Source organism: Agrobacterium tumefaciens (assembly GCA_025559845.1).
In the GTDB taxonomy this organism is placed as follows: Bacteria; Pseudomonadota; Alphaproteobacteria; order Rhizobiales; family Rhizobiaceae; genus Agrobacterium.
This window is the reverse complement of sequence record CP048470.1, coordinates 1,386,551-1,409,648: the sequence shown is the minus strand read 5'-3', so window position 1 is coordinate 1,409,648 and position 23,098 is coordinate 1,386,551. Positions and strand designations below refer to the sequence as shown.

The 23,098-nt window shown below is 56.9% G+C and carries 23 protein-coding genes and 1 tRNA gene; 17 read left to right on the top strand and 7 right to left on the bottom strand.

The annotated features are described in order from the left end of the window. Positions 1-8: 8 nt before the first annotated feature. The gene (locus tag FY156_22785; protein ID UXS04306.1) at positions 9-620 is read right to left on the bottom strand and encodes an NAD(P)-dependent oxidoreductase; all 612 of its coding nucleotides are present in this window, start codon (positions 618-620) and stop codon (positions 9-11) included. Positions 621-737: 117 nt separating this feature from the next. On the opposite strand from FY156_22785, the gene FY156_22780 reads away from it, so the two are divergent. The 9 genes from FY156_22780 to FY156_22740 all read left to right on the top strand — a co-directional run bounded on the left by FY156_22780 (position 738) and on the right by FY156_22740 (position 9,815). Beyond that, positions 738-1,154: a helix-turn-helix transcriptional regulator gene (locus FY156_22780; GenBank protein UXS04305.1), complete on the top strand. Its 417-nt coding sequence runs from the start codon at positions 738-740 to the stop codon at positions 1,152-1,154. Between the two features lie 192 nt (positions 1,155-1,346). Continuing rightward, on the top strand, positions 1,347-2,372 hold the full coding sequence (locus FY156_22775) for an ABC transporter substrate-binding protein (GenBank protein ID UXS04304.1): 1,026 nt from the start codon (positions 1,347-1,349) through the stop codon (positions 2,370-2,372). 23 nt (positions 2,373-2,395) lie between these two features. Next, on the top strand, positions 2,396-3,232 hold the full coding sequence (locus FY156_22770) for an ABC transporter permease (protein UXS04303.1): 837 nt from the start codon (positions 2,396-2,398) through the stop codon (positions 3,230-3,232). Between the two features lie 7 nt (positions 3,233-3,239). Then, complete coding sequence (locus tag FY156_22765; protein UXS04302.1) at positions 3,240-4,028, top strand: ABC transporter permease; 789 nt, start codon at positions 3,240-3,242, stop codon at positions 4,026-4,028. 4 nt (positions 4,029-4,032) lie between these two features. Further along, entirely contained in the window at positions 4,033-5,118 is a 1,086-nt protein-coding gene (locus FY156_22760; GenBank protein ID UXS04301.1) for an ABC transporter ATP-binding protein, read from the top strand. A gap of 2 nt (positions 5,119-5,120) precedes the next feature. After that, positions 5,121-6,056 carry an N-carbamoyl-D-amino-acid hydrolase gene (locus FY156_22755; protein UXS04300.1) on the top strand — a complete coding sequence of 312 codons (936 nt, stop codon included), beginning with the start codon at positions 5,121-5,123 and terminating at the stop codon, positions 6,054-6,056. Between the two features lie 101 nt (positions 6,057-6,157). Next, on the top strand, positions 6,158-6,745 hold the full coding sequence (locus FY156_22750; protein UXS05213.1) for a helix-turn-helix domain-containing protein: 588 nt from the start codon (positions 6,158-6,160) through the stop codon (positions 6,743-6,745). Next, positions 6,742-8,613, top strand: coding sequence for an adenine deaminase (locus FY156_22745; protein ID UXS04299.1), 1,872 nt, complete (start codon positions 6,742-6,744; stop codon positions 8,611-8,613). Before FY156_22750 ends, FY156_22745 begins: the two co-directional genes overlap by 4 nt. A gap of 41 nt (positions 8,614-8,654) precedes the next feature. Next, positions 8,655-9,815 carry an alanine racemase gene (locus FY156_22740; GenBank protein UXS04298.1) on the top strand — a complete coding sequence of 387 codons (1,161 nt, stop codon included), beginning with the start codon at positions 8,655-8,657 and terminating at the stop codon, positions 9,813-9,815. Between the two features lie 101 nt (positions 9,816-9,916). Here the strand turns inward: FY156_22740 and FY156_22735 are convergent, their stop codons facing one another. From FY156_22735 to FY156_22725, 3 genes are all read right to left on the bottom strand, one after another. Next, complete coding sequence (locus FY156_22735; GenBank protein ID UXS04297.1) at positions 9,917-11,860, bottom strand: HAMP domain-containing protein; 1,944 nt, start codon at positions 11,858-11,860, stop codon at positions 9,917-9,919. Positions 11,861-12,315: 455 nt separating this feature from the next. Continuing rightward, positions 12,316-12,390, bottom strand: a tRNA-Val gene (locus tag FY156_22730). Between the two features lie 81 nt (positions 12,391-12,471). Further along, positions 12,472-12,834: a response regulator gene (locus FY156_22725; GenBank protein ID UXS04296.1), complete on the bottom strand. Its 363-nt coding sequence runs from the start codon at positions 12,832-12,834 to the stop codon at positions 12,472-12,474. 180 nt (positions 12,835-13,014) lie between these two features. On the opposite strand from FY156_22725, the gene FY156_22720 reads away from it, so the two are divergent. Both FY156_22720 and hisN read left to right on the top strand, forming a co-directional pair. Next, positions 13,015-13,899: an N-formylglutamate amidohydrolase gene (locus tag FY156_22720; GenBank protein UXS04295.1), complete on the top strand. Its 885-nt coding sequence runs from the start codon at positions 13,015-13,017 to the stop codon at positions 13,897-13,899. Between the two features lie 288 nt (positions 13,900-14,187). After that, positions 14,188-14,964 (top strand): histidinol-phosphatase, encoded by a 777-nt coding sequence (gene hisN, locus FY156_22715; GenBank protein ID UXS04294.1) that lies wholly within the window; start codon positions 14,188-14,190, stop codon positions 14,962-14,964. 8 nt (positions 14,965-14,972) lie between these two features. Here hisN and FY156_22710 read toward each other — a convergent pair whose 3' ends face one another. Continuing rightward, positions 14,973-15,914: an alpha/beta hydrolase gene (locus FY156_22710; protein ID UXS04293.1), complete on the bottom strand. Its 942-nt coding sequence runs from the start codon at positions 15,912-15,914 to the stop codon at positions 14,973-14,975. Between the two features lie 332 nt (positions 15,915-16,246). Between FY156_22710 and FY156_22705 the strand changes: the two genes are divergently transcribed. From FY156_22705 to FY156_22695, 3 genes are all read left to right on the top strand, one after another. Then, positions 16,247-16,828, top strand: coding sequence for a cytochrome b (locus tag FY156_22705; GenBank protein UXS04292.1), 582 nt, complete (start codon positions 16,247-16,249; stop codon positions 16,826-16,828). Continuing rightward, positions 16,825-17,418, top strand: coding sequence for a polyisoprenoid-binding protein (locus FY156_22700; GenBank protein ID UXS04291.1), 594 nt, complete (start codon positions 16,825-16,827; stop codon positions 17,416-17,418). The genes FY156_22705 and FY156_22700 overlap by 4 nt, the downstream gene beginning before the upstream one ends. Positions 17,419-17,572: 154 nt before the next feature. Then, on the top strand, positions 17,573-18,055 hold the full coding sequence (locus FY156_22695; GenBank protein ID UXS04290.1) for an Hsp20 family protein: 483 nt from the start codon (positions 17,573-17,575) through the stop codon (positions 18,053-18,055). Positions 18,056-18,125: 70 nt separating this feature from the next. Here FY156_22695 and FY156_22690 read toward each other — a convergent pair whose 3' ends face one another. After that, complete coding sequence (locus FY156_22690) at positions 18,126-19,136, bottom strand: bile acid:sodium symporter (protein UXS04289.1); 1,011 nt, start codon at positions 19,134-19,136, stop codon at positions 18,126-18,128. A gap of 98 nt (positions 19,137-19,234) precedes the next feature. Between FY156_22690 and FY156_22685 the strand changes: the two genes are divergently transcribed. Further along, positions 19,235-20,095 carry a LysR family transcriptional regulator gene (locus FY156_22685; GenBank protein UXS04288.1) on the top strand — a complete coding sequence of 287 codons (861 nt, stop codon included), beginning with the start codon at positions 19,235-19,237 and terminating at the stop codon, positions 20,093-20,095. 79 nt (positions 20,096-20,174) lie between these two features. Here the strand turns inward: FY156_22685 and FY156_22680 are convergent, their stop codons facing one another. Beyond that, positions 20,175-20,834 carry a peroxiredoxin gene (locus tag FY156_22680; protein ID UXS04287.1) on the bottom strand — a complete coding sequence of 220 codons (660 nt, stop codon included), beginning with the start codon at positions 20,832-20,834 and terminating at the stop codon, positions 20,175-20,177. A gap of 439 nt (positions 20,835-21,273) precedes the next feature. Between FY156_22680 and kdpF the strand changes: the two genes are divergently transcribed. Together kdpF and kdpA are read left to right on the top strand one after the other, a co-directional pair. Continuing rightward, positions 21,274-21,360 (top strand): K(+)-transporting ATPase subunit F, encoded by an 87-nt coding sequence (kdpF, locus tag FY156_22675; GenBank protein ID UXS05212.1) that lies wholly within the window; start codon positions 21,274-21,276, stop codon positions 21,358-21,360. An 18-nt stretch (positions 21,361-21,378) separates the two neighbouring features. Further along, a complete protein-coding gene (gene kdpA, locus FY156_22670) occupies positions 21,379-23,088 on the top strand; it encodes a potassium-transporting ATPase subunit KdpA (GenBank protein ID UXS04286.1) in 1,710 nt (569 codons plus the stop codon). Positions 23,089-23,098: the final 10 nt, after the last annotated feature.

Genomic DNA, 23,098 nt, shown 5'->3' with positions numbered 1-23,098 from the left:
AGAACGACTTAGTATCCGACCGTGAAACGCTGGCGCACATGCGCTGGCTTCTCAATTTCGTCTACGAGCGCGATGGCGTAATCCTCGAAGGAAATGCTGGAGCCCTGATCGTTGGCAAGCAGGGCATCTTTGCCGAGGCGGAACTTTCCGGTGCGTTCACCAGGGACAAACATCGCCGAAGGCGAAAGGAACGTCCAGTCGAGGTCTTCAACCGTCTTCAGCAAGTCGAGGAATTCGGCCCCCTTCGATGCTTCCGCCTTGTACAGGGCCGGAAAATCGGGTTGATCGACCAGACGCGCACCCGGCGCCACTTCCAGGCTGCCTGCACCGCCAACAACGAGATAACGCGTCACACCGGATGCACGCACCGCCGCGACCAGGGTAGCTGCATCGCTCGCGGTGAAGTGAACTGACGAGATCACGGCGTCATGCCCCTTCAACAGAGCAGCCAATCCTTGCCCATCGTACACGTCACCTTTAAGAGCCGTCACGTTGGCCAATGTTGCAATCTTTTCAGGGTTTCGGGCAATGGCGGTGACCTGGTGGCCGCGGTCCGAGAGTTCCTTGAGAATACGCGATCCGGCATTACCGGATGCTCCGATCAGTGCGACTTTTGTCATGACGACAGCTCCTTGGCGTAACTGTTAATACGGTCTAAAATATAGACCTATAAGTTTGCTATGACAGATAAATGGCCTGCGCAAGAAGTCATCTTTCGTTGATCTGGTCACACGACAATGACCTTTGGCGGAGAGGAAGGAATGAAATTGACGACCCCATCGAACCAGGACGAGCCCCTCGTTTTCGATCAGCCCTGCCCGATAAGAGATGTGCTGGATCGTATTGGTGACCAGTGGAGCCTGCTGGTGCTGGAGGCGCTGGAAAATGGCGTCCGGCGCTTCAACGAGCTCATGCGCGATATTGGCGACATCTCCAAACAGATGCTCTCAAGGACATTGCGCCGGCTTGAGCAGGACGGCTTCATATCACGCAAGGTCTATCCCGAAGTCCCACCACGCGTCGAATATACGTTGACCGATCTTGGCCGGTCCTTTTTGCAGCCTATGAAGTTGCTGGTTGGCTGGGCCGACGACAACCATCGGGAAATCGTCAAGGCGCGTACGCGCTACGCCACACCAAACGAGCCAGTCTGATTTTCTCCACAGCACTTGGTGCGCTGCCACACCCGATCAGCGGGAACGAAACGGCCCGTCATCACGCGGATTTAATTGTTTGCATTTTCTCTAACTAGAAAATTTTTGTTGCATCAGAAAATGCAATGCCTATAGCGTAGGCAAACATACGATATGCCTCCCTATTATTCAAATCCCAACGGAGCCCGTCACATGCGCCTTGCATCCACCCTGATTTCCCTGGCTGTCGCTCTTGCGGCAAGTGCGCCGGCGGCGCTCGCCCAGGAAAAGACCCTGGTCGTTTCGGAATGGGGCTACACGCCCGAGCAATCGAACGAATTTCTCTACAAGCCTTTCGAGGCTATCTGCGGCTGCAAGGTCGTCATCGATACGGGCAACAATGCAGACCGCCTCAACAAGATGCGCGTCCGCGGCGGCGTAGACGTGATGTTCATCACCGATGCCTTCACCCAGCAGGGCATCGACGCGGGCGTGTTCGCCAAGGTCGACCGGTCGAAGCTGCCAAATCTTGACGAAGTCTATGACATTGCAAAAGCTCCCCAAGGCGAAGAGTATGGTCCGGCCTACGTCGCCGGTCACTACGGCATCATGTACGATGCTTCCAAGGTGAAGGAGCCGATCACTTCCTGGAAGGACCTGTGGCGTCCGGAGTTCAAGGGACTTGTCGCCATCCCCGGTTTCAACACCACGACGGGCCCGCTGACAGCAGTCATCGCCGGAGAACGCGCAGGCGTGGATGCCTTCAAGGACCCGGAAGGTGCCTTCAAGAGCCTGGGCGAACTCAAGGAAAACGTTCGCAAGACCTACAACACCGGCTCGGAACTGGTGAACCTTTTCTCCACCGGGGAAGTGGTGATCGCTGCGGTTCAGGATTTTGCTGCGCCGGCTATTCACAAAGCTGTTCCAAATGCCAAGTGGGCGCCGTTGTCTGAAGGCGATTATGCCATCTTCAACACGCTGAACATCGGCAAAAAGGCCAACAATCCTGAACTTGCCTATCAGTTCATCAACTACAAACTCTCCAAGGACGTTCAGGAAAAGTTCGTGGCCGTTGGCGATAGCCCTGTCAACAAGAACGTCGTGATCAGCCCTGAGAAGGTCGGCGACATGGCTTACGGCGCCGACGCCATCGCAAAGCTGCGCAAACCTGACTTCAAGGCCATTCTCGCACAGAAGCCTGATTGGGAACGCCGCTGGAACGATATTTTCGCGAAATAAGCCGAAACGGTGGATATCGACCAATGAACATCCGGCCCGGTCAGGCTTTACCTTACCTTCTGGTGTTGCCGGGGACGCTTATCGTCCTCGGCCTTCTCGTCTTGCCAGTTGCAGATACATTTACTGGAACAATTGGCCCAGAGGGCGATCGTCTCGCTCTCTACCGCCAGTTCTTCAGCTACGACTACAACATCACCGTCATCGTGCGCTCCGTCCGCGTCGCGCTTGTCACGTCGGTGCTGTCTCTCGTTCTCGGCTATTTTGCCGCAAGCGTCATTGCACGCGCCAGCGGCCTCTGGCGGCAAATCCTGCTTGTCTGCGCGGTATTCCCGCTGCTGACAGGCGCGATCGTGCGCAGCTTCGCCTGGATGATCGTGCTCGGTCGCAACGGCCTGCTGAATTCCACACTGCTGTCACTTGGAATTATCAACGAACCGATTCCGCTGCTTTTTACCGAGGTGTCATTGATCCTCGGCCTTGTTTACCTGTTCACCCCGCTTGCCGTCCTTTCCCTGATTGGCGTTATCGAGGCGATCGACCGCAGCATCATCGATGCTGCTACGTCGCTTGGCGCATCGCCGCGAGCTGTCTTTCGACAAGTTACGCTACCGCTTATCGCGCCTGGCCTTCTGGTCGGCGGCGTTCTGGTCTTCACCGGAAGCCTTGCGGCATTTGCGACGGGCCGTCTGCTCGGCGGTGAAGCGGAGACCATCCTTCCGACACTGCTCAACGAAAAGGCGATGATCAGCTTCGACTGGGACGCCGCTGGCGTTATCGCCGTCGTGATGGTCGCGATCACTTTTGCTGTCGTCCTTGTCGGCCAGTTCGCCGCACGACGTCTCAACCCCTCTGCAGGATAATCGGGCGATGACTGACACCACCTCCCTTTTCACCCGCTTGATGGCCGTCCTGGTGTTCATTTTCCTGCTGGCACCGCTGTTCATCATCTTCGGCGCATCGCTGACACCCGGAACGTTTCTCTCCTTCCCGCCACAAGGCCTGTCGCTTCGCTGGTACGCCTTCGTTCTGCAGAACGAGAGCTTCATGGAAAGCTTCAAGACCAGCCTGATCGTCGCAACGCTTGGCACCGGCATTGCCATGCTGGTCGGCATTCCAGTGGCCTATGCGTTGGTTCGCCATCGCTCCGTCATTCCTGGCTGGTTCGGATCGATTTTCTTCCTTCCCGTACTGGTACCCGAAATCGTGTTCGGTTTTTCGCTTCTGAAAACCGTGATCGTGACGCTGGAGCTTCCCGTCATGACCGCGCTCTTGATCGGCCACACGATCATTGCCATCCCTTATGCAGTGCGCGTCATCGGAGCGAGCCTTTCAAGCTTCGATTTCAGCGCGGAGGAAGCTGCGATCTCGCTTGGTTGCTCGCCACTCAAAACTTTCTTCACGGTGGTCTTGCCCAACATCCGCTCGGGCATCGTCGCAGCCTTCATCCTCGCCTTCATTTCCTCCATGAACGACGTGTCCGTATCGCTCTTCCTGACCGGACCCGGCGTCAGCACGCTCCCAATCAACCTGTTTACCTATGTCGAGCAGCATTTCGATCCATCAGTTGCCGCTGTTTCCGTGCTCCTGATGCTTCTGACGGCGATTGTTATCGTGATCGTCGAACGCACGCTCGGCCTGTCGAAAGTCATGAGATAGACCGATGACCAGTCCTACCCTTTCGCTCACCGGCGTCTCCGCCCATTATGGCCCCACCCGCATTCTCGATGATCTGAACCTGACCGTCAAAAGCGGCGAATTGATTTCGCTGCTTGGCGCATCCGGCTGCGGCAAGACGACAACGCTTCGACTGATCGCAGGTTTTATCAAGCCTTCTACTGGCTCCATCAGGCTTGGTGACAAGGAGCTGACCAGTTTGCCGCCGCACCGGCGCGACATCGGCCTAGTATTCCAGAACTACGCACTGCTGCCGCATCTAACCGTCATCGACAATGTCAGTTTCGGACTGAAACAACGCGGCATTGCTGCTGCAGAGCGCCAGAAGCGTTCGATTGAGATGCTTGAAATCGTCGGCATGGCGCACCTGGCCAATCGCCTGCCATCTGCGCTTTCCGGTGGCCAGAAGCAACGTGTCGCACTGGCGCGCGCGCTTGTCATCGATCCACCACTGATGATGTTCGATGAGCCGCTTTCCAACCTCGATGCAAAACTGCGTGTCGATATGCGGGTGCAGATCCGCCGCCTGCAGATGGCCGGTCAGCGTACAGCCGTCTACGTAACCCATGATCAGGAAGAGGCGTTTTCAATCTCTGACAAGGTTGCCATCATGGATGCTGGACGTGTTGTCCAGCTCGATACCCCGGAGGTTCTTTATCGCCGACCGGCGAACGCCTTCGTCGCCCGTTTCGTCGGATTCGAGAACATCCTGCCCTTCCGTGTCGTCGACCGTCTGGCAAATGGCAAGGTGAGCGTTGAATTCGAGGGCGGAAGCCGTGTTATCCTCTCCAGTGCCGACTTCGGTGAAATTCCTGATCGGGGCCTGATCGCTACACGTCCCGAGGGCCTGACGCCCGACATCGCCGGCGAAGGCATCACGACAAACATCGGCCTGCGAACCTTTCTGGGCCGCAGTTATCAGTATCACTGCGAAAGCTCGGCGGGCACGCTGGTGGCTTTGGGATCGATCGAGACCCCATTCGAGGCCGGCACGGCCGTGGGCCTGACCATCAATCCGCTGCACAGTGCGATCCTGCCGTTCGAAGCCATTTCCAGCAAAAAGGACACGTGACGATGGCCCGCTTCATCAACATTGCCTGCGCACAGATGGGCCCGATTGCCCGTATAGATAGCCGTCCGCAGATCGTGAAGCGGCAGATCGAACTGCTGCGCGAGGCAAAATCGCGCGGTGCAGAATTTGTGGTTTTCCCCGAACTTGCATTCACCACCTTTTTCCCACGCTGGGTTTTAAACGATCAGGCCGAGATCGACAGCTATTTCGAACGGGAAATGCCGGGGTCGGAGACACAGCCACTCTTCGACGCGGCCAGAGAACTCGGCATCGGCTTCTACATCGGTTATGCTGAACTGGCCGAAGAAGATGGCCGTACTCGGCATTTCAACACCTCGATCATCGTCGACTCAAAAGGCGAGATTGTCGGCAAATATCGCAAGGTTCACCTCCCCGGCCACGCTGAGCCGGTGCCCGGCCGTGATGCCCAGCATCTGGAAAAGCGCTATTTCGAGCCCGGCAATCTGGGCTTTCCGGTCTGGCGCACGATGGACGGCATCGTCGGCATGTGCATCTGCAACGATCGACGCTGGCCGGAAACCTATCGCGTCATGGCCTTGCAGGGGGCAGAGATGGTGTTTGTTGGCTACAACACACCGGACAATCACACCGGCGTCTTCGATTTCGACCAGTTGACCGGCTTCCATCACCAGCTGTCATTGCAGGCAGGCGCCTATCAGAACGCCACCTGGGTCGCCGCTGCTGCCAAGGCCGGCTGTGAAGAAGGCACGAACATGATCGGCTTGTCGATGATCGTCGCACCATCCGGCCAGATCGTCGCGATGGCATCCACAACTGGTGATGAGATCATCAGCGCCAGGTGCGACCTCGACATGGGCGTCCTGTACAAGCGCACGATTTTCGATTTCGCTCGACACCGCGAGCCATCGCAATACGGTCTGATCGTGGAGCGCAAGGGACCAATTGTCGAGGTTTGAGAACTATCGGCAGGATTGAGAGGCATTATATGGCGGAACATGAGGCAACGCCGAACAGGCCGGTAGCAATTGACGGGCGAAGCGCGGAAAAACCCGTCGGTATGCCCGTTGGTGCAATCCTGTCGCGGCTGCGCTTCGAAAAACGTTGGACGCTTGCCGAGGTTTCTCGTCGCACAGGCGTTTCCATCTCTGCATTGTCAAAAATCGAAAACAACCAGTCGACACCGGCCTACAGCGTTCTGGTGCGCCTGGCGGATGGACTTGGCATCGACTTTGCTGACCTAATCGGCAGCTCGACCCAGAAATTTGCCTCCGCAGCCCGGGTTATCACGCGCGCCGGTGAAGGCACGACCTATGTGAACAAGATGGGCGCCTATGAAGCGCTCGCCTCTGGCCTGGCGGCAAAATCCATGCAGCCCATGGTCATCGACATTCCCAAGCGTACCGGCAACGCCAAGACCGTTCGCAGCGCCCATCGAGCCGAAGAATTCGTCTACGTACTGGACGGCGAAGTGACCTTCTTCATGGAGCCATACACGCCCGTCGTGCTCAAGACCGGCGATAGCGTCTATTTCGACGGCGCCAGTGAGCACGGCTTTTCTTCCAACAGCGACAAGATCGCCCGCATTCTCTCAATCTGCCTGGAACGTCCTGCAAGCGCGGTACATTCCGGCGAGGACACAGCATGACCAACGATACGACGATCCAGGATATTTCCATTGATGCCGCCAGCGAGATCAAGATCCGCCAGCGGTTGACGCTTGTTGCCCTGGGCAAGGAGAAGGCTGATGTGGCCCTGCGGGTCGGGCGGCTGCTTGATGTCGCAACCCGTACATGGTCGGACGACCAGGAAATCATCATCAAGGATCGTCGCATTGCCTATGTCGGCAAGGCAGGCAGCTATCCGGGTGAAGTCTCAATCCGCGTGCACGAACCCAATCTATCTGCCGTTCCGGGCCTTGGAGAAGTCCACAAGCACATCGAAAGCTCGCATCTGACACCGGAATGGGAGGCCGCGTTGGTTCTGCCGCGTGGCAACACCTGGACCTGTGAGGCAAGCCATGAATTCTCCAACGTCAACGGTGCGAAAACGCTGGAGTTCTGGTTAAAGGCACGTGAGGCTGGCTCACCACTCAAGATTTTCCCTCTGCCCGGCTCTGCAGTACCGCCCACTGCCTATGAACACGGCGGCGGTTACTTCGGCTACGATGAACAGAAGGCTTTCCTTCAGGACAGCCTGATGACGGCAGGGCTTGATGAGGTGATGGACTGGCCAGCCGTCTGGAACCCGGAAAACCCTTCTTACGACCGTTTGTGGGGCATGATCCGCGCAACTTTCGAAAAGCGCGCCGTGGTTGAGGGACATGCCGCGGGCATCCGCGATCTGCCGACAATCAATGCTTTCGCCGCCGCCGGACTGTCCTCCGATCACGAGGCGTGGACCGTCGAGGAATTCTGGGACAAGCTCACACATGGCCTCTTCATGGAGCTACGTCCGCACAGTCTGCCGGAGGTCATCAAGGGCCTTCTGGAGCGCGGCCTTTCCGACTGGTCGCAGATCGCGCTGACGACGGACGACCGTTCTGCCTCCGACACGCTGAAACTTGGTGCGACAGACCATAATGTTCGACTTGCAATTCAAGCTGGCCTTGCGCCGGAAATCGCCATTCAGTGCGTGACAATCAACCCGGCCCGCCACATGCGGCTGACACCCTGGGTCGGCTCGATCGCTCCTGGCCGTTATGCCGACATCGTGCTGCTTTCCGATGTCGAGACATTCGAAATCGCCAAGGTCTGGGCGGACGGACGGCAGGTCTCTGAAGGTAAGACCTTCCTGCCGGAGGTACCCCAGATAGACTGGCCGGAATGGGCCCGAAAGACCGTCAACATCGGTCGGCATCTGACGGCAGACGATTTCGCCATCAAGGCTGCTCCTGGCCGAGAAACCATGACCGCCGCGGTCCTGCGTCCTTTCCACTGGACAGATGACTTCCTCACTTACGATCTGCCGGTGAAAGATGGCCTGGTGCAGCGAGACGAGAGCCGCAACCTCACCAAATTCTCCGTCATTGACCGCTTCTCCGGAACGGCCGGCGTGTCGAAAATGTTCTGGCTCGGCTGTGGTCCGGCAACGCCAGACACAGCACTTGCCTGCTCGATGGCGCATGACAAACATAATATCTGGTGCGTCGGCTCGTCCGACGACGCGATGGCAAAAGCCGTCAATGCGGTCGCAGACAATGACGGCGGCTGGGCGCTGGTCCACGCGGGTGAGGTCGTTGCCCGCGTTCGTTACGAGGTGGCGGGTCTGATGAGCTGCCGCTCGGCAGAAGCATTGCACGAGGAAATGCAGGCGCTTTATGCAGCCGGCGAAAAGATAGAATGGATGTACGAGCCGACCTTCATGCCGCGCTGGTTCCCGGGATTTCCTGAGCGGCTGGCGTTTGCCACTCTGACCTGCGCGCCCTGGCGCTGGGTGCTGGTTGCACCGAGCGACCATGCCCCGCAGGGTCTGGTCAACGTCCAGACCGGAGCGACCCACCCGGTTGTCTTCTAAGCCGGACTTTCCCCTCCCCGTTTTCTTTTGAAAGTGCAAGCATGACCGCCATCACCACCGTTACACCTGAGCTCGAAAACCGCTTTTCTGGTTTCGACGCGCTTGTTGAACCACGCGTGGTCATCGATCTCCCGACGCTTGACCGCAATCTCAGGGCGATGGCGAACTTGGTTGCCGGACAGGCGGAACTGCATCCGCATGTGAAAACACACAAGAGCCTTGCCATTGCCGGAATGCAGTCTGATCACGGTGCGAAGGGCTTTACGGTGGCGCGCGCGCATGAAGCGAAGATGCTGCTTCAAGCCGGGCACGATCCGGTCACCATTGCCTACCCGCTGATATCAGAAGAAACGATCATTGCTCTTTTGAAATTGGCGGGTGAACCGCAGCGGTTGCGTTTCATCGCTGAAAGCGATGCGGGTGTCATCGCCCTTTCCTCCGCCGGTCGCAAGCTCGGCATGTCCGTTCAGGTCTTTCTCAAGGTCGATGTTGGCCTGCATCGCTGTGGCGTCGATCCGAAAGGAGATGCGGGTCTGCAGCTTGCAGCGACTATCGATCGTGATCCACACCTGAGTCTAGTCGGGCTGCTCTCTCACGCAGGCCATGCTTACGGCGCCCCCGATCCTGATGCGATCAGAGTGGTGGCAACCGAAGAACTCTCTCTTTTGTCAGAGTTTCGCCTCCGCCTGGAAAAGAACGGCGTCGCGGTTCACCGCATCTCCATTGGCAGCACACCCACTCTCCTGTCCAATGCAGGATTTGAGGGCGTGGATGAGGTCCGACCGGGAAACTATGCTTTCCTCGATCTGACGGCAGTCCGTCTCGGCATCGCAAAGCGTACGGATGTTGCCCTTGGCATCGCTGCCCGCATCGTTTCCGGCAATGACCGTTACGCCATTGCCAATGTCGGATCTAAAACGCTGTCGTCTGATCTCGGCGCTCATGGAACGTCGGCCACAAGCAGCTTTGGCGAGGCATGGATCGCCGGTGCCGACGAACCACTAAGCGTGCTGAAGCTGTCAGAGGAACATGCGTTTCTCTCCTACAGCGGAAAGCGGCCAGCCAATGGCACCCCCATCCTCATCCTGCCGAACCATAGCTGCCCTGTCGCCAATCTGAGCGGGGGCATGCTGGGTCTCGGCAATGATCGGGTCGCAACGCGTGAAATTCACGTTGAAGGCACACGCTCTGCGTTTCCATGACCTTGAAGTCTCGGGTTTGGCGAAAAGACAGGGGCCGGAAAGCGTTCAAACTCTCCGACCCCGATCCTAGCTTCTAGGCAGACGTTTTTCGCCGGTCCGTATCAGAACTCTTCCCAGCTATCCGCAGATGTGTTGAGCGCAGCATTGCCAGCGAATGCAGCCCTGATCTTTCCACCCAGTGCGCGCGCGGGTGACACTGCGGGCCTGTCAGCGGGCGAGGCGGTGCGGAGCGTTGCTGACGCTTCACTGTAACCACCTTCTGACAGCTTGAACTGGGACAGGATCCGGTTAAGCGAGGACGCCTCGCGGGCAAGGCCGTGGCTTGCCGCCGTGCTCTCTTCGACCATGGCAGCGTTCTTCTGCGTATCCTGATCCATCTGGTTCACAGCGGTGTTGATCTGCTGCAGGCCGGATGATTGCTCCTGTGCCGATTCCGCAATCGCTGCGACGTGCCGGTTGATTTCCTTCACCTCGGTCACGATCTGCTCCAGCGCCTTGCCGGTCTCGCCAACCAGCTGAACGCCCTGCTGAACCTGACCGTTGGACGTGGTGATGAGATTCTTGATCTCCTTGGCCGCACCTGCCGAACGCTGCGCCAGTTCACGAACCTCCTGCGCGACAACCGCAAAACCCTTGCCTGCTTCACCGGCACGGGCCGCCTCGACGCCCGCATTCAGCGCCAGCAGGTTGGTCTGGAAGGCGATCTCGTCGATCACGCCGATAATGTTGGAAATCTCGTTGGCGGAGGATGCGATCTGCTCCATTGCAGACACAGCCCGCTGAACGACCTCGCCCGACTGTTCTGCGCCCACCTTTGCACGACCAACAAGCTGCCCGGCGTCCTGGGCGCGTTTGCTCGCGTCCTTCACGGTCGTCGTGATTTCCTCGAGTGCCGCGGCAGTCTGCTCGACAGCAGCAGCCTGCTGTTCCGTGCGCTTGGCAAGATCATCTGCCGCCGACCTGATCTCGTTCGCACCAGCATCGATGCCACGGGCATTCTGCGCCACCTGGTTCAGCGTCGACTGCAGTTGCTCCGCAGCCCTGTTGAAATCGCCACGGATACCGTCGAGGCTGGCCACAAAAGGCTGCACGATACGGTAGGTCACATCACCCTGGGCAATCTTCGAAAGCGCCGTGGCGAGATTATCGACTGCAAACTGCACATCGACGGTTTCCTTCGCCTTCTGTTTCTCACGCTCGATGCGATCCTTTTCCGACAACGAACGATTGGCTTCCGTCTCTTTTTCAAGGCGAATGCGCTCGATTGCACTTTCCCGGAAGGCCTGAACGGCGGCGGCCATCTGGCCGACTTCATCCTTGCGGTCCATACCGTCGATTTCAGAAACCGTATCCCCGGCCGCCAGCGATCCCATGCGTTCACGCAGGCGCGCAATCGGCGCGGTGATACCGCGGGAAGAAATCAGAAGACCAAGCGCGATCAACATCATGGAGACGATTGCGATGCCAGCAAGGCCCGTCCAGATCGTTGTGCTGGTGCTGGCTGTTAGACGCTGCCGCCCCTCATTCATGACCTGAATGAGCTGCTCGTTGCCGGCGCTGATCTTCGGGGAAACTTCGGTCATCTTCTGAAGCACGGCGAGCGCCATCTGCTGGGCTTCGGCCTGTTTGCCGGCCTGTGCCAACGCGATTGCCTTGTTGCCAAGGTCTTCCACTTCAACGACGCCCTTCAGGATCTCGCGGGCTGCATCCGTGCGGGCAGGAACCAGTTCCATGATCTTGTTCTGGCGCTCTTCGAGCTGCTTGCGATCGGCCCTGAAGGTTTTGACCGCGGCTTCAAAATCGCTGCTCTTTGGATCATTGAGCGTGGCGCGAAGCGTCTGCATGCCCAATGCGTTGAGGTTTCCGCTGGTCCGGGCATTCAGTACGGCAGCGAGCGCCTCATTGGCAATGAAATCGCTGTAGACGCTGTCTGTGCTCTTATATTGCCAGCTCACATAGCTGATCCCGGAAAGCGACATCAGACTCATCAGCGATATGACAAAAACGACCTTCGTTTTTATCTTGGTATTTTTCAGGAACGACATGAATAGCCTCAAGGCAAGCGCTTCCCCGGCTCCCCTCCAGGACGCCTGAGAAACGAAATATAGAATGAAACATCGCGGGTAGCTGTGCCCCTCCTCATAGGGCGACAAGCGGGCATCCGGTGAAAGCGGCCAAAGCTCGCTCGAGGATGGTGTCCACTCGTTCTACCGGCTCCTCCGATGAAACATTGGAACCTGCACGGTGTAGATTTCACCAAATCACTGAATGAATTGTTACTTCAGGCACCCAATCAATCGCAATTCGCATCGATTGCTGCCGAATTATTCATGTCTTGGAAACGGGGCAATTGACGCTGTCGCCACAGGCCGGAAACCGCACAAAACCGCTTCGGTCTGGCGCGAAATTTTTAAAGAATAACGACGAGATGAGGCCGGAGGCTAAAAGAGGAAAAGGGCTCCTGATTTCTCAGAAGCCCTTTTCAATCAACGAATTAGGATGGTGGGCGTGACAGGGATTGAACCTGTGACCCCTACGATGTCAACGTAGTGCTCTCCCGCTGAGCTACACGCCCTCCGTTGCGGCGGATAGACCACAAAACCCGATCGCACGTCAACTGCTTTTTTTCGGTTTTGTGAAGGTTTTTTGAGAACCCTTATGCCACAAGGAGTTTGTTGACCTCATCAACGAGGTCGCGAAGGTGAAATGGCTTGGAAAGAACCTTCGCGTCCTTCGGAGCCTTCGAATCGGCATTCAAAGCGACCGCCGCAAAGCCGGTGATGAACATGACTTTCAGGTCTGGGTCGAGTTCGGTGGCGCGGCGCGCCAGTTCGATGCCGTCCATCTCTGGCATGACGATGTCGGTCAGAAGCAGCGAAAAAGGCTCTTCGCGGAGACGGTCATAAGCGCTGGCACCGTTGTCGAAGGAAGAGACCTGGTAGCCAGCCTTTTCCAGCGCCTTGACGAGAAAGCGCCGCATATCATTGTCGTCTTCAGCAAGAAGGATTTTCTGATTCATTTAAGTGACCGTAACTGCTCGATGTTTGGAATAACCTAGTCCGATTGTAAGGTTTTCAGGGTAAATATCCTGTGAACGCGGGAATCGGTATAGCGCTGTTTGGGCGATAGTATGGACTTGCCTGCCAGTAACTGGCAACATAAGCATTCTGATAGTTTTACGACATGGTAAATGGGCTGAATGGACTGGATAACCGGTGAATACGAGCTGTTCGAAGTAACGGAACCTGCCGTCCAAACCCTGCCATTCGTCTATAACTCCCCCCACAGCGGTCGCTGTTATCCGGTTTCCTTTCTCGAATCATCGCGGCTGGGCCCGCATGAAATTCGCCGTTCCGAGGATCATTTCGTCGATGAACTCTTTGGAGCGGCACCGGAGATCGGCGCGCCAATCCTGAAAGCAAATTTTCCGCGCGCCTATCTCGACGTCAATCGTGAGCCCTACGAACTCGATCCGCGCATGTTTGACGGCACCCTGCCACCCTACGCCAATATCGGCTCCATGCGGGTTGCCGGCGGACTGGGCACTGTGCCGCGCATTGTTGCCGAGAACATGGATATCTACGCGCATCGTCTGCCGGTCGAAGAGGCGCTAACGCGTGTGGAGACAATATACAAACCCTATCATGCCTGCCTGCGAAGGCTTGTGTCACGCACACACGCGCAGTTTGGCATGGCGGTTCTGATCGACTGCCACTCGATGCCAGGCAATATTCGTGTTGCAGGCTCGAACATCCGGCCCGACATCATCATCGGCGACCGCTACGGCACCAGTGCGTCCCAGGAGGTTTCACGGGCTGCGCTGCATTTTCTCGAAGAACTGGGCTTCATTGCCGTCTGCAATAAACCCTACGCTGGCGGCTTTATTACGGAGCACTATGGGCGCCCCATCCGCTCCCTGCATGCCTTGCAGATCGAAGTAAACCGCGCGCTCTATGTCGACGAGAAAACCCTCGTCAAGAATGCCGATTTCCATGCCATTCAGGCATCGCTGGAAATCTTCATGAGACAGCTTGGCGCCTTTGTCTCCGAATACGTCATCGAGACGTCGCTCGCGGCTGAATAGATCTTTCCATCCAGGCGAATAAGAAATGCGCATCCAAGACCTGCGCAAAAAAAACCGCGCCTGCGCGCGGTCAAGTCTAGGGAGGAAACACCCAAGGAGGGTATTTACAGTCAAGGACTGTGAGATAAAGCTAGTCAATAAGTGCTCATTTGTCAATCAATTTTATTATTGCACATATTTTGTGCTTATGCTGAAAATATGGAAATGGTTCCTCCCTACACATGAGTGGACGACCAGCACCGTTCCAGTCTATTGATTTGCCCAGATTGTTCAGGGAATGAGGTTCTCATGCTGCCCGACCGGGATTTCTTCTTCAAACTTGCCGATGTTGCCAGCGCTGAGACGCTGCCTCGCTTTCGCACCGGCATTGCCGTCACCAACAAGCAAGATGGCGGTTATGATCCGGTCACCGAGGGCGATCAGGCTGCGGAAACAGCAATCCGGGCGTTGATCGAGGACACCTATCCGCAGCATGGCATTCTGGGTGAGGAGCACGGTAATGTCGGACTGGATCGCGACCATATCTGGGTTATCGATCCGATCGACGGAACCCGAGCGTTCATTTCCGGCGTTCCGGTCTGGGGTACACTGATCGGGTTTCAATCCGCCGGTCGCGCGACGATGGGAATGATGGACCAGCCTTTCACCCGGGAGCGTTATTTCGCGGACGGAAAGGACGCATGGTACTTCGGGCCCGACGGTGAACGAAAGATCAAGACTCGCGAGTGCGCCTCACTGTCGGATGCCGTACTTTTTACCACCTCACCGCACATCTTCACGGCAGAGGAAGCGCCGGTTTACGCAGCCGTTCAGGATAAGGTTCGCCTTTTCCGTTATGGCGTCGATTGCTATGCCTATTGCCTGCTTGCCGCTGGGCACGTCGATCTGGTGATCGAATCAGGCTTGAAACCCTACGATGTCGGCGCACTCATTCCCGTTATCGAACAGGCAGGTGGCATCATGACCACCTGGGATGGCGGCAGACCGGAAAATGGTGGGCGCATCATCGCGGCCGGTTCAAAGGCTGTCCACGAGGAAGCTCTCGCTGTCCTCTCCAGCCTGTAGGCTAAAATTCACTCCGGCGCGAGAAACGCATCGATCGCCGCAAGCGCCTGCTTGCGGTAGACATCCCGCTCATGCAGCAGTTCATGACGGGCACCAGTAACGGGAAGAAGTTGCGCCGCTCGAAAATTGCGTGAAAGCTCTTCCTGCGCCTTATAGGGCGTGATTGTATCGAGCATCGGCGCCAGCACGAGCGTTGGAATGGTCACCTTGGTCAAGTGGTCCTGGCGCATGACACGATCCATGGTTTTCAGCGCTTCATGGAGCCAACGTGCCGTCGGCGCACCGACGAAAAGATCCGCATTCTGCCTGTGGAGCGCAAGATTGCGGGCAAAACGCGTCGCATCCGACGTCAGCGGATTACCGTCAAAGTCACGCTCTCGCTGGTCTTTTCCCAACTGAACCGCGCCGAGCCCTACAAAACTGAGAGCCGTGGCCACAAGACGGATGATCGACGGCGGAACCGATTGCTGCTCGCCTAAAGCCACAAAGGGCGAGGTCAGGACCAGCCGTTCAATGCGGTTTGAAAGTTTGGGAGCCGACGCGAGTGCCGAGAGAGCGCCGGTCGAATGCGCCACCATGAAAAACGGCAGCCGGGTATCCGGCAAGACAATCTGCTCCAGAAAGAGATTGATGTCGCGCTGATAATCGGAGAACCGGCGAACATGCCCCGCATCGGTGTTTTTAAGCAGCCGTTCCGAACCACCCTGGCCGCGCAGATCAAATGTCGCGACCCAAAAGCCCATGGCGGTCAGGTCGGCAATCGTTTCGAAGTATTTTTCGATACATTCGTTTCGGCCATGCAGCAGCACGATCGTTCCACGGGCAAGCTGGCGACTGGCGCGAAAAATGGCATATCGAAGCTTTTTGCCACCATAGCCGGTGAAATAACCAACGGTGTTGTTCTCAGGAACCGGGTTGTTTTCGCTGGCGCGCAATAGGGCTTCGGTCATCAATCTTTTCCGGCTGTCGTGCCTATATCGGATAGGTCGGGGAAACGGACACGTCAAAGAAAAAATTGCCGGAACCGACGGTTAAAGCAGTCGCGGTTCCGGCCAGAAAGACAGAAGAAGAAGGGACGTTATTGCTTCTGTCTTCGAAGCATCGCTCCGATAGGCCCAGTTCTAGACACCTCAAACTGAACACTTCTGTAACCGCACATTCATTGGAAATTCAGCTTCCGTGATGGCCGCTCTGGAATGCCCCTGTCTTTTAACGGGAAAATGACTTGCGGGCGGCGACGAAAAGGCGGATCGTCAATTGCTGTGCGGCGGGAGGTTGTCGCATGAAGAAAGCATTTAGAAACAGCTACGGACTTTCTGCGATCATTCTGCATTGGCTCATCGCCGTGTTGATCTGTGGTCTGCTTTCACTTGGTTACATCATGACGCTGCCGGATATCGATCCAGGCCTGCAGTTTTCTCTTTTCCAATGGCACAAATCATTCGGCATCGTGGTTCTGGTGCTGGCGATCGTTCGTGGCCTGCATTGGTGCTTCGCGTCGCCCGTTCCACCAATTGCAGAGTTGAGCCCTGTCGAGCGCATCGCCTCTGGCGTCGTTCATCGATGTCTGCTCGTGCTGACACTGGCCGTGCCGCTCGCAGGGTGGGCCATCGCGTCTGTTTCCCCTCTTAATATCCCGACGTTTTTGTTCGACCTCTACGTCATTCCCGATCTTCCATTCACGCGCTCAGACAGTGCCGAAGAGATCTGGTCGTATGTCCACGCGACCCTTGCCTATACGGTTCTTTGTCTCGTCGTTCTGCACATCGGAGCAGCGCTCTACCATCATCTCTGTAAACGGGATCCCGTACTGCTTCGGATGCTTGGCAAAAACGGACAACGCCGCCTGGAGAAACGCCCATGAAAACCATCTTGTCTTTCCGGTTGGGATATTCGACTGCCGTACTCATTTGTCTCTGCGGACAGGCGCCTGCGGCAGCACTACCGAGTTTCGACGAAGCCGCGGGGCGCTACACGATCCAGCCATCCTCACGGATCGGCTTCACAGTCGAACAGGTTGGTGGTGGTGCCGGCATAAGGGGCACATTCGGGAAATTTTCGGGTACCTTCAATCTCCAGGCGGGCGATATAAGCCGCTCAACGGTGACGTTCACCTTGATACCGGACAGTGTCGAAACCGGCCAACAACGTATCGATACCTTCCTTAAATCAACTGCCGTCTTCGACACGGGCAGCTACGCGACCATTTCCTTCCGCTCCACAGGCATTGCCCAAACGGCGTCCGACACCGCGACCGTCACGGGAGAACTGACGGCCAAAGGCCATAAACGCACAGAGACATTCAACGTGAAACTGACCCGTTGGGACGGCGCTCGCATCGCTTTCCAGGTGACGGGTGGCGTGTTCCGCTCTCGATACGCGATGGATGTCGGTACCCCGATCTACTCCAATGTTGTGCAGTTCAACATGTCGATTGAAGGCGCGCGCCGGTAACAACACACCCGGCCAACATCGTGGCCTTGACGAGACGCAAAGCGATACCCACCTCTTTGTCACGGTCGCCAGAACGGGGCCGTGCCATAGACCGGCCGTCGCCAGAACGGGATGTCCGGCTTAACCGCAAACAGTCGCTCACAAGGAGGACACCATGCGTCACGTTGATTTTTCTCCCCTCTATCGTTCCACCGTCGGTTTCGACCGCCTGTTTTCGATGCTCGATGGTATCGGGCAGCCTGAAGCCGCCCAGTCCTATCCGCCCTACAACATCGAGCGGACGGGTGAGAACACCTACCGCATCACGATGGCAGTTGCAGGCTTCGATGAAACCGAACTCAGCATCGAATCCCGCGCCAATGCCTTGACGGTCAAAGCGGAGAAGTCCCAGGAAGACAAGGCTGCTGAAGGGGAATTCCTCTATCGCGGCATCGCCACACGCGCCTTCGAGCGCCGCTTCCAGCTTGCCGATCACGTTGAAGTCCAGTCTGCCTCTCTCAAGAACGGCCTGCTTCATATCGATCTGGTGCGCAACATTCCCGAAGCGATGAAACCGCGCCGCATCGCGATTTCCTCTGACATCGCCGAAGCAGCGAAGACGATCGAAGCACAGGTTACGCCCGCTCAGGTCAACTAATCTTGACGATCAGTACCTAAACGAACGGCCTCCTTGGGGAGGCCGTTTTTGTTTGCCGATCCGGAAATTCTTACCGTGATGGAGCCACAGCAGGTTCCGCGGTGACAGCCGCGGCCTTCTCATGCGCCTTGCGGGCATAACGCTGTGCAAGGACCGCGCACACCATCAACTGGATCTGGTGGAACAGCATGATCGGCAGAACAATTGCGCCGATGCTTTGACCGGCAAAAATGGCGCCTGCCATCGGCACACCGCTGGCAAGGCTCTTTTTCGAGCCGCAGAAGGTGATGGTGATTTCGTCGGCCTTGTTGAACCCCAGCAGACGGCTGCCAAACATGGTGACGCACAGGACAATAGCGAGCAGGACGATATCGATGCCGATCACGACGCCGATGTCACGCAGCGAGAATGTGTGCCAGATGCCTTCGATCACGGCGTCCGAGAAAGCAAGGTAAACAACCATGAGGATGGAACCGCGATCAACAGGCGCGAGCAGTTTCTTGCGTGCCCTGATCCAGTCGCCAATCCAGGGCTGCAAGACCTGACCGACAATAAACGGCAGCAGCAATTGCAGGAAAATCTGCAAGAAGGCGTCAAACGAAAAACCACCGCCATGGCCGCCAACGGTAAACAGCAGTCCAACGAGAAGCGGTGTGAGAAACATGCCGAAAATGTTCGAGGCCGAAGCCGAGCAGATCGCCGCCGGAACATTTCCGCCTGCCATCGACGTAAAGGCGATCGACGATTGAACGGTGGAGGGCAGAACGCAAAGAAACAGGATGCCCATATAGAGCGGCGCAGGCAGGATATCGCCTGGAATGAAACCAATTGCCAAGCCAAGCAGCGGGAACAGGCCGAACGTCACCAGAAGAATGGCAAGATGCAGGCGCCAGTGCAGGAGGCCGGCGATAACGACATCTCGCGAAAGACGTGCGCCATGCAGGAAAAACAGCAGTGCTATCGCAAGTTTCGTGGCCACGCCAAAGTAATCGGCGGCCTGACCGCTGACAGGCAGCACGGAGGCGAGAAGCACGGTCGCAACCAGCATCATGGTAAAGCGATCGGGAAGAAAGCGGCTCATCGGAATTCTTTCTCAGCGTATTCTACTTGAAGTGGCCAGAAGTATCGCTCATCATGAAATCAGATGCAAAGATTAACAGTTATCGTGATTTGCAATAAATGCTGAACCTCCAACATCTTGCAAGTTTTGTCATGCTCGAGCGCACCGGAAGTTTTACCCTGGCCGCAGAACGGCTAGGCATCGGACAATCCACCGTCAGCCAGCATATTCAAAGGCTTGAGGCTACGCTCGGACGCACGCTGATTGCCCGTAACACCCACCACGTGAAGCTGACCGGCGAAGGCGAGGCCCTGCTCGGTTATGCGCACAGCATGCTGGATATCGACAGCAAGGTGGCATCGTTATTTGGTGAAAGCCGTCTTAGGGGGCGATTTCGTCTTGGTGTATCCGAAGATTTCGTGGCAAGCCGGCTGACAGTTATCCTCGAGGAATTCATCCGTCTTTATCCGCTGGTGGATCTCGAACTGACGGTTTCACTGAGTGGCGTGCTCTACCAGATGCAGGACAATGGCGAACTCGATGTTGTTCTTGCCAAACGCCGGGTTGGCGACAGGCTCGGGCATTTTCTCTACCGCGAACCGCTGGTCTGGCTGGCACGCGACCCTGAGCGGGTGGTGAGCCGGCCCGACGCCCTGCCCCTGATTGCCTTTCCACCCCCCAGCATCACCCGAAAAGCCGCGCAGGAAGCGCTGGATGGTGCAGGTGTGGTGTGGCGTATTGTCTGCACCTGCGGAAGCTTGAGTGGTTTGACGGCGGCAGCCAGAGCCGGCATGGGCGTTCTCGTCCAACCGCGCAGCATGGCGCCCGCAGGTTTGAGAGAAATCCCCGCAGGGGTGTTGCCACCGCTCGAGGACGTGGAGTTCGTGCTGCAACCAAGCAAAGGCGCTGATGGCAAGCTGGTTCAGGCGCTGTCCGACCTCGTGTCCAGCAAAAGCATCGCACCCGGCAGCTTCGTCTGACGCGTAAGCGTAATGACCGCACTCTTGCGAATGCGGTCACACTTTCCGGGGGTAACCTGTTCCGCCGGGACGAACGATGTCAGGCCGTCGGCTGTTTCGTCTTGCGCAGGTAGGGAAGAACGGTATCGAACGAACCGAAACGGGTCGTCGCATCTTCGTTCGACACTGCCGCAGTGATGATGACATCCTCCCCCTGTTGCCAGTTTGCCGGGGTTGCAACCTGGTGCTTGGCCGTAAGCTGGATGGAATCGATGGCACGCAGGATTTCGTGGAAGTTGCGGCCCGTGGTCATCGGGTAAGTGAGGATCAACTTGATCTTCTTGTCCGGACCGATGACGTAGACGGACCGAACGGTCGCATTATCGGCAGGCGTACGCCCCTCCGAAGACTCGCCCGCACCGGCAGGCAGCATGTCATAGAGCTTCGCAACGTTGAGATCACGGTCGCCGATCAGTGGATATTCGACGTCGAAACCCGTAGCGGTCTTGATGTCGAGCTTCCATTTTGCGTGGCTGTCGACCGGATCGACCGAAATTCCGATAATTTTGACACCGCGTTTGTTGAACTCGTCTTCAAGTCCGGCCACCGCACCAAGCTCTGTGGTGCAGACAGGGGTGAAGTTCTTCGGATGGGAAAACAGAACGGCCCAACCCCCACCGATCCAGTCATGGAAATGGATGGTCCCCTGGGTAGTCTCAGCCGTAAAATCCGGTGCTACATCGTTAATACGCAGGCTCACTGGTCTCTCTCCTCTTTGATTTAACATGCTGTTGGCAACAGCCTGCTTCAGCCCCAATCTTGGACGTCACCTGGCTTTCTTCAAGCAAGTTTATTCCAACATTCCAGCACTTCACGACGTTAATTTTACGAGCACGCATAAATTGTGGTCAAGCTTCTGGCATACCAGCGATTTTTTTGCTGGCTGGCGCCCCAGAACGGGGATGTGCAACACCTTTGGCCTCGACACATCATCCGAAGGTATAAGCAATCCTTATGTTTTCCTTATGTCGCCCATATGGATTCCCAATCGAACCTTGACGCAGATCAGGCCTAGATTTCGCTCCTGAATTCACAGGAGAAACGGAAATGTCCGACTTCATCTTCACTCTGGCAGGCGTGGGAATACTCATCCTGTTCGCGCTTTATGCCCGCGCGCTCAACCGGCTGTGAGGCAACCCATGATCGAACCCTTGATCGGCCTCGCCGTCGCTGCGGCACTCGCCATTTATCTCGTCGTGACGCTGTTGCGTCCCGAACGCTTCTGACCCTTCGGGAGAACCCCCATGACTATTATCGGGTGGCTACAGATCAGCCTCCTTTTTCTTGCCGTGCTCGTTATCGTCAAACCGCTTGGCCTTTACATGGCGAAAGTATTTTCCGGTGACAGAACATTTCTTTCTCCTCTTTTCACGCCCGTTGAACGCGGCCTTTATCTGCTCGCTGGCGTAAGCCCGAAGAAGGAGCAGAACTGGCTGGGCTATACGCTTTCAATGCTTGCCTTTTCGATCGCAGGTTTTGTCGTGCTTTACGCCATTCTCCGCCTTCAGGCGTTTTTGCCGCTCAATCCGCAGGGCTTTGCCAACGTCCCCTCTGATCTCGCCTTCAACACCGCCGTCAGCTTCGTGACCAATACAAACTGGCAGAACTATGCGGGCGAAACGACGATGAGCCATTTCAGCCAGATGGCAGGCCTGACCGTCCAGAACTTCCTGTCTGCTGCGGTCGGCATGGCAATGGCAATTGCCCTGACGCGCGCTTTCGCACGTTCTCAGTCGGCAACGCTCGGCAATTTCTGGGTCGATATGACCCGTGCCACGCTCTACATCCTTTTGCCTCTCGCCTTCATCGTTGGTATCGCTTTTGTTGCCATGGGCCTACCGCAGACCCTCGAGGCAAGCGTCACCGCAACCACGCTGGAAGGCGCTCAGCAGGTCATTTCGCTTGGGCCGGTCGCAAGCCAAGAAGCCATCAAGCAGCTAGGCACCAACGGCGGTGGTTTCTTCAACGTCAACGCCGCCCATCCTTTTGAAAATCCGACGGCTTTCGCCAACTACCTGAACATTTTCGCGATGTTGTCGATTTCGGCAGCATTGGTCTACACCTTCGGCCAGATGGTCGGTAACCGCAAGCAGGGTTGGGTGCTGTTGTCTGCCATGGCGATCCTGCTCGTTTCGGGTGTTGCCGTTGTTTACTGGGCAGAATCCTCCGGCAACTCCATTCTCACGGCCCTTGGTGTCGATGCAGCGCAAGGCAACATGGAAGGCAAGGAAATTCGCTTTGGCCAAGCCATGACGGCGCTTTATGCCGCTGTTACGACCGGTCTTTCGGATGGTGGCGTCAACGGCATGCACGGCTCCTTCACCGGTCTTGGCGGTCTGGTGCCGATGTTCCTGATCCAACTGGGTGAAATCCTGCCGGGCGGTGTCGGCTCCGGTCTTTACGGCATGCTGGTCTTTGCCCTGCTTTCGGTTTTCGTCGCAGGCCTCATGGTCGGCCGTACACCCGAGTTCCTCGGCAAGAAGATCGAAAGCCGGGAAATGAAATATGCCATGCTGGCAGTCCTCATTCTGCCGGTTGCAATCCTTGGCTTTACTGCAGTTTCCGCTGTCCTGCCGTCGGCTGTCGCCAGTATCGGCACCGCTGGTCCGCACGGCCTGTCGGAAATCCTCTACGCCTTCACCTCCGCAACCGGCAACAATGGCTCGGCTTTCGGTGGTCTGAGCGGCAACACGCACTGGTATAACACGACGCTTGGCATCGCCATGCTGCTCGGTCGCTTTGCCTATGCCGTCCCGGTCATGGCCATCGCCGGCTCTCTTGCAGCAAAGGTCCGCGTTCCCGCTTCCAGTGGCACGTTCCCGACCGATGGCCCACTTTTCGTCGGCCTTCTCATCGGCATCATTCTTATCCTCGGCGGGCTGCAATTCTTCCCGGCGCTCGCACTCGGCCCCATTGTCGAACATTTCGCGATGCTGGCCGGCCAGACGTTCTAAAGGACAGTCA

Excerpts from the sequence above, each read along its gene's own strand:
- FY156_22785 (UXS04306.1), bottom strand. The coding sequence starts at position 620 with ATGACAAAAGTCGCACTGATCGGAGCATCCGGTAATGCCGGATCGCGT.
- FY156_22780 (UXS04305.1), top strand. The coding sequence starts at position 738 with ATGACCTTTGGCGGAGAGGAAGGAATGAAATTGACGACCCCATCGAAC.
- FY156_22775 (UXS04304.1), top strand. The coding sequence starts at position 1,347 with ATGCGCCTTGCATCCACCCTGATTTCCCTGGCTGTCGCTCTTGCGGCA.
- FY156_22770 (UXS04303.1), top strand. The coding sequence starts at position 2,396 with ATGAACATCCGGCCCGGTCAGGCTTTACCTTACCTTCTGGTGTTGCCG.
- FY156_22765 (UXS04302.1), top strand. The coding sequence starts at position 3,240 with ATGACTGACACCACCTCCCTTTTCACCCGCTTGATGGCCGTCCTGGTG.
- FY156_22760 (UXS04301.1), top strand. The coding sequence starts at position 4,033 with ATGACCAGTCCTACCCTTTCGCTCACCGGCGTCTCCGCCCATTATGGC.
- FY156_22755 (UXS04300.1), top strand. The coding sequence starts at position 5,121 with ATGGCCCGCTTCATCAACATTGCCTGCGCACAGATGGGCCCGATTGCC.
- FY156_22750 (UXS05213.1), top strand. The coding sequence starts at position 6,158 with ATGCCCGTTGGTGCAATCCTGTCGCGGCTGCGCTTCGAAAAACGTTGG.
- FY156_22745 (UXS04299.1), top strand. The coding sequence starts at position 6,742 with ATGACCAACGATACGACGATCCAGGATATTTCCATTGATGCCGCCAGC.
- FY156_22740 (UXS04298.1), top strand. The coding sequence starts at position 8,655 with ATGACCGCCATCACCACCGTTACACCTGAGCTCGAAAACCGCTTTTCT.
- FY156_22735 (UXS04297.1), bottom strand. The coding sequence starts at position 11,860 with ATGTCGTTCCTGAAAAATACCAAGATAAAAACGAAGGTCGTTTTTGTC.
- FY156_22725 (UXS04296.1), bottom strand. The coding sequence starts at position 12,834 with ATGAATCAGAAAATCCTTCTTGCTGAAGACGACAATGATATGCGGCGC.
- FY156_22720 (UXS04295.1), top strand. The coding sequence starts at position 13,015 with ATGGACTGGATAACCGGTGAATACGAGCTGTTCGAAGTAACGGAACCT.
- hisN (UXS04294.1), top strand. The coding sequence starts at position 14,188 with ATGCTGCCCGACCGGGATTTCTTCTTCAAACTTGCCGATGTTGCCAGC.
- FY156_22710 (UXS04293.1), bottom strand. The coding sequence starts at position 15,914 with ATGACCGAAGCCCTATTGCGCGCCAGCGAAAACAACCCGGTTCCTGAG.
- FY156_22705 (UXS04292.1), top strand. The coding sequence starts at position 16,247 with ATGAAGAAAGCATTTAGAAACAGCTACGGACTTTCTGCGATCATTCTG.
- FY156_22700 (UXS04291.1), top strand. The coding sequence starts at position 16,825 with ATGAAAACCATCTTGTCTTTCCGGTTGGGATATTCGACTGCCGTACTC.
- FY156_22695 (UXS04290.1), top strand. The coding sequence starts at position 17,573 with ATGCGTCACGTTGATTTTTCTCCCCTCTATCGTTCCACCGTCGGTTTC.
- FY156_22690 (UXS04289.1), bottom strand. The coding sequence starts at position 19,136 with ATGAGCCGCTTTCTTCCCGATCGCTTTACCATGATGCTGGTTGCGACC.
- FY156_22685 (UXS04288.1), top strand. The coding sequence starts at position 19,235 with ATGCTGAACCTCCAACATCTTGCAAGTTTTGTCATGCTCGAGCGCACC.
- kdpF (UXS05212.1), top strand. The coding sequence starts at position 21,274 with ATGATCGAACCCTTGATCGGCCTCGCCGTCGCTGCGGCACTCGCCATT.
- kdpA (UXS04286.1), top strand. The coding sequence starts at position 21,379 with ATGACTATTATCGGGTGGCTACAGATCAGCCTCCTTTTTCTTGCCGTG.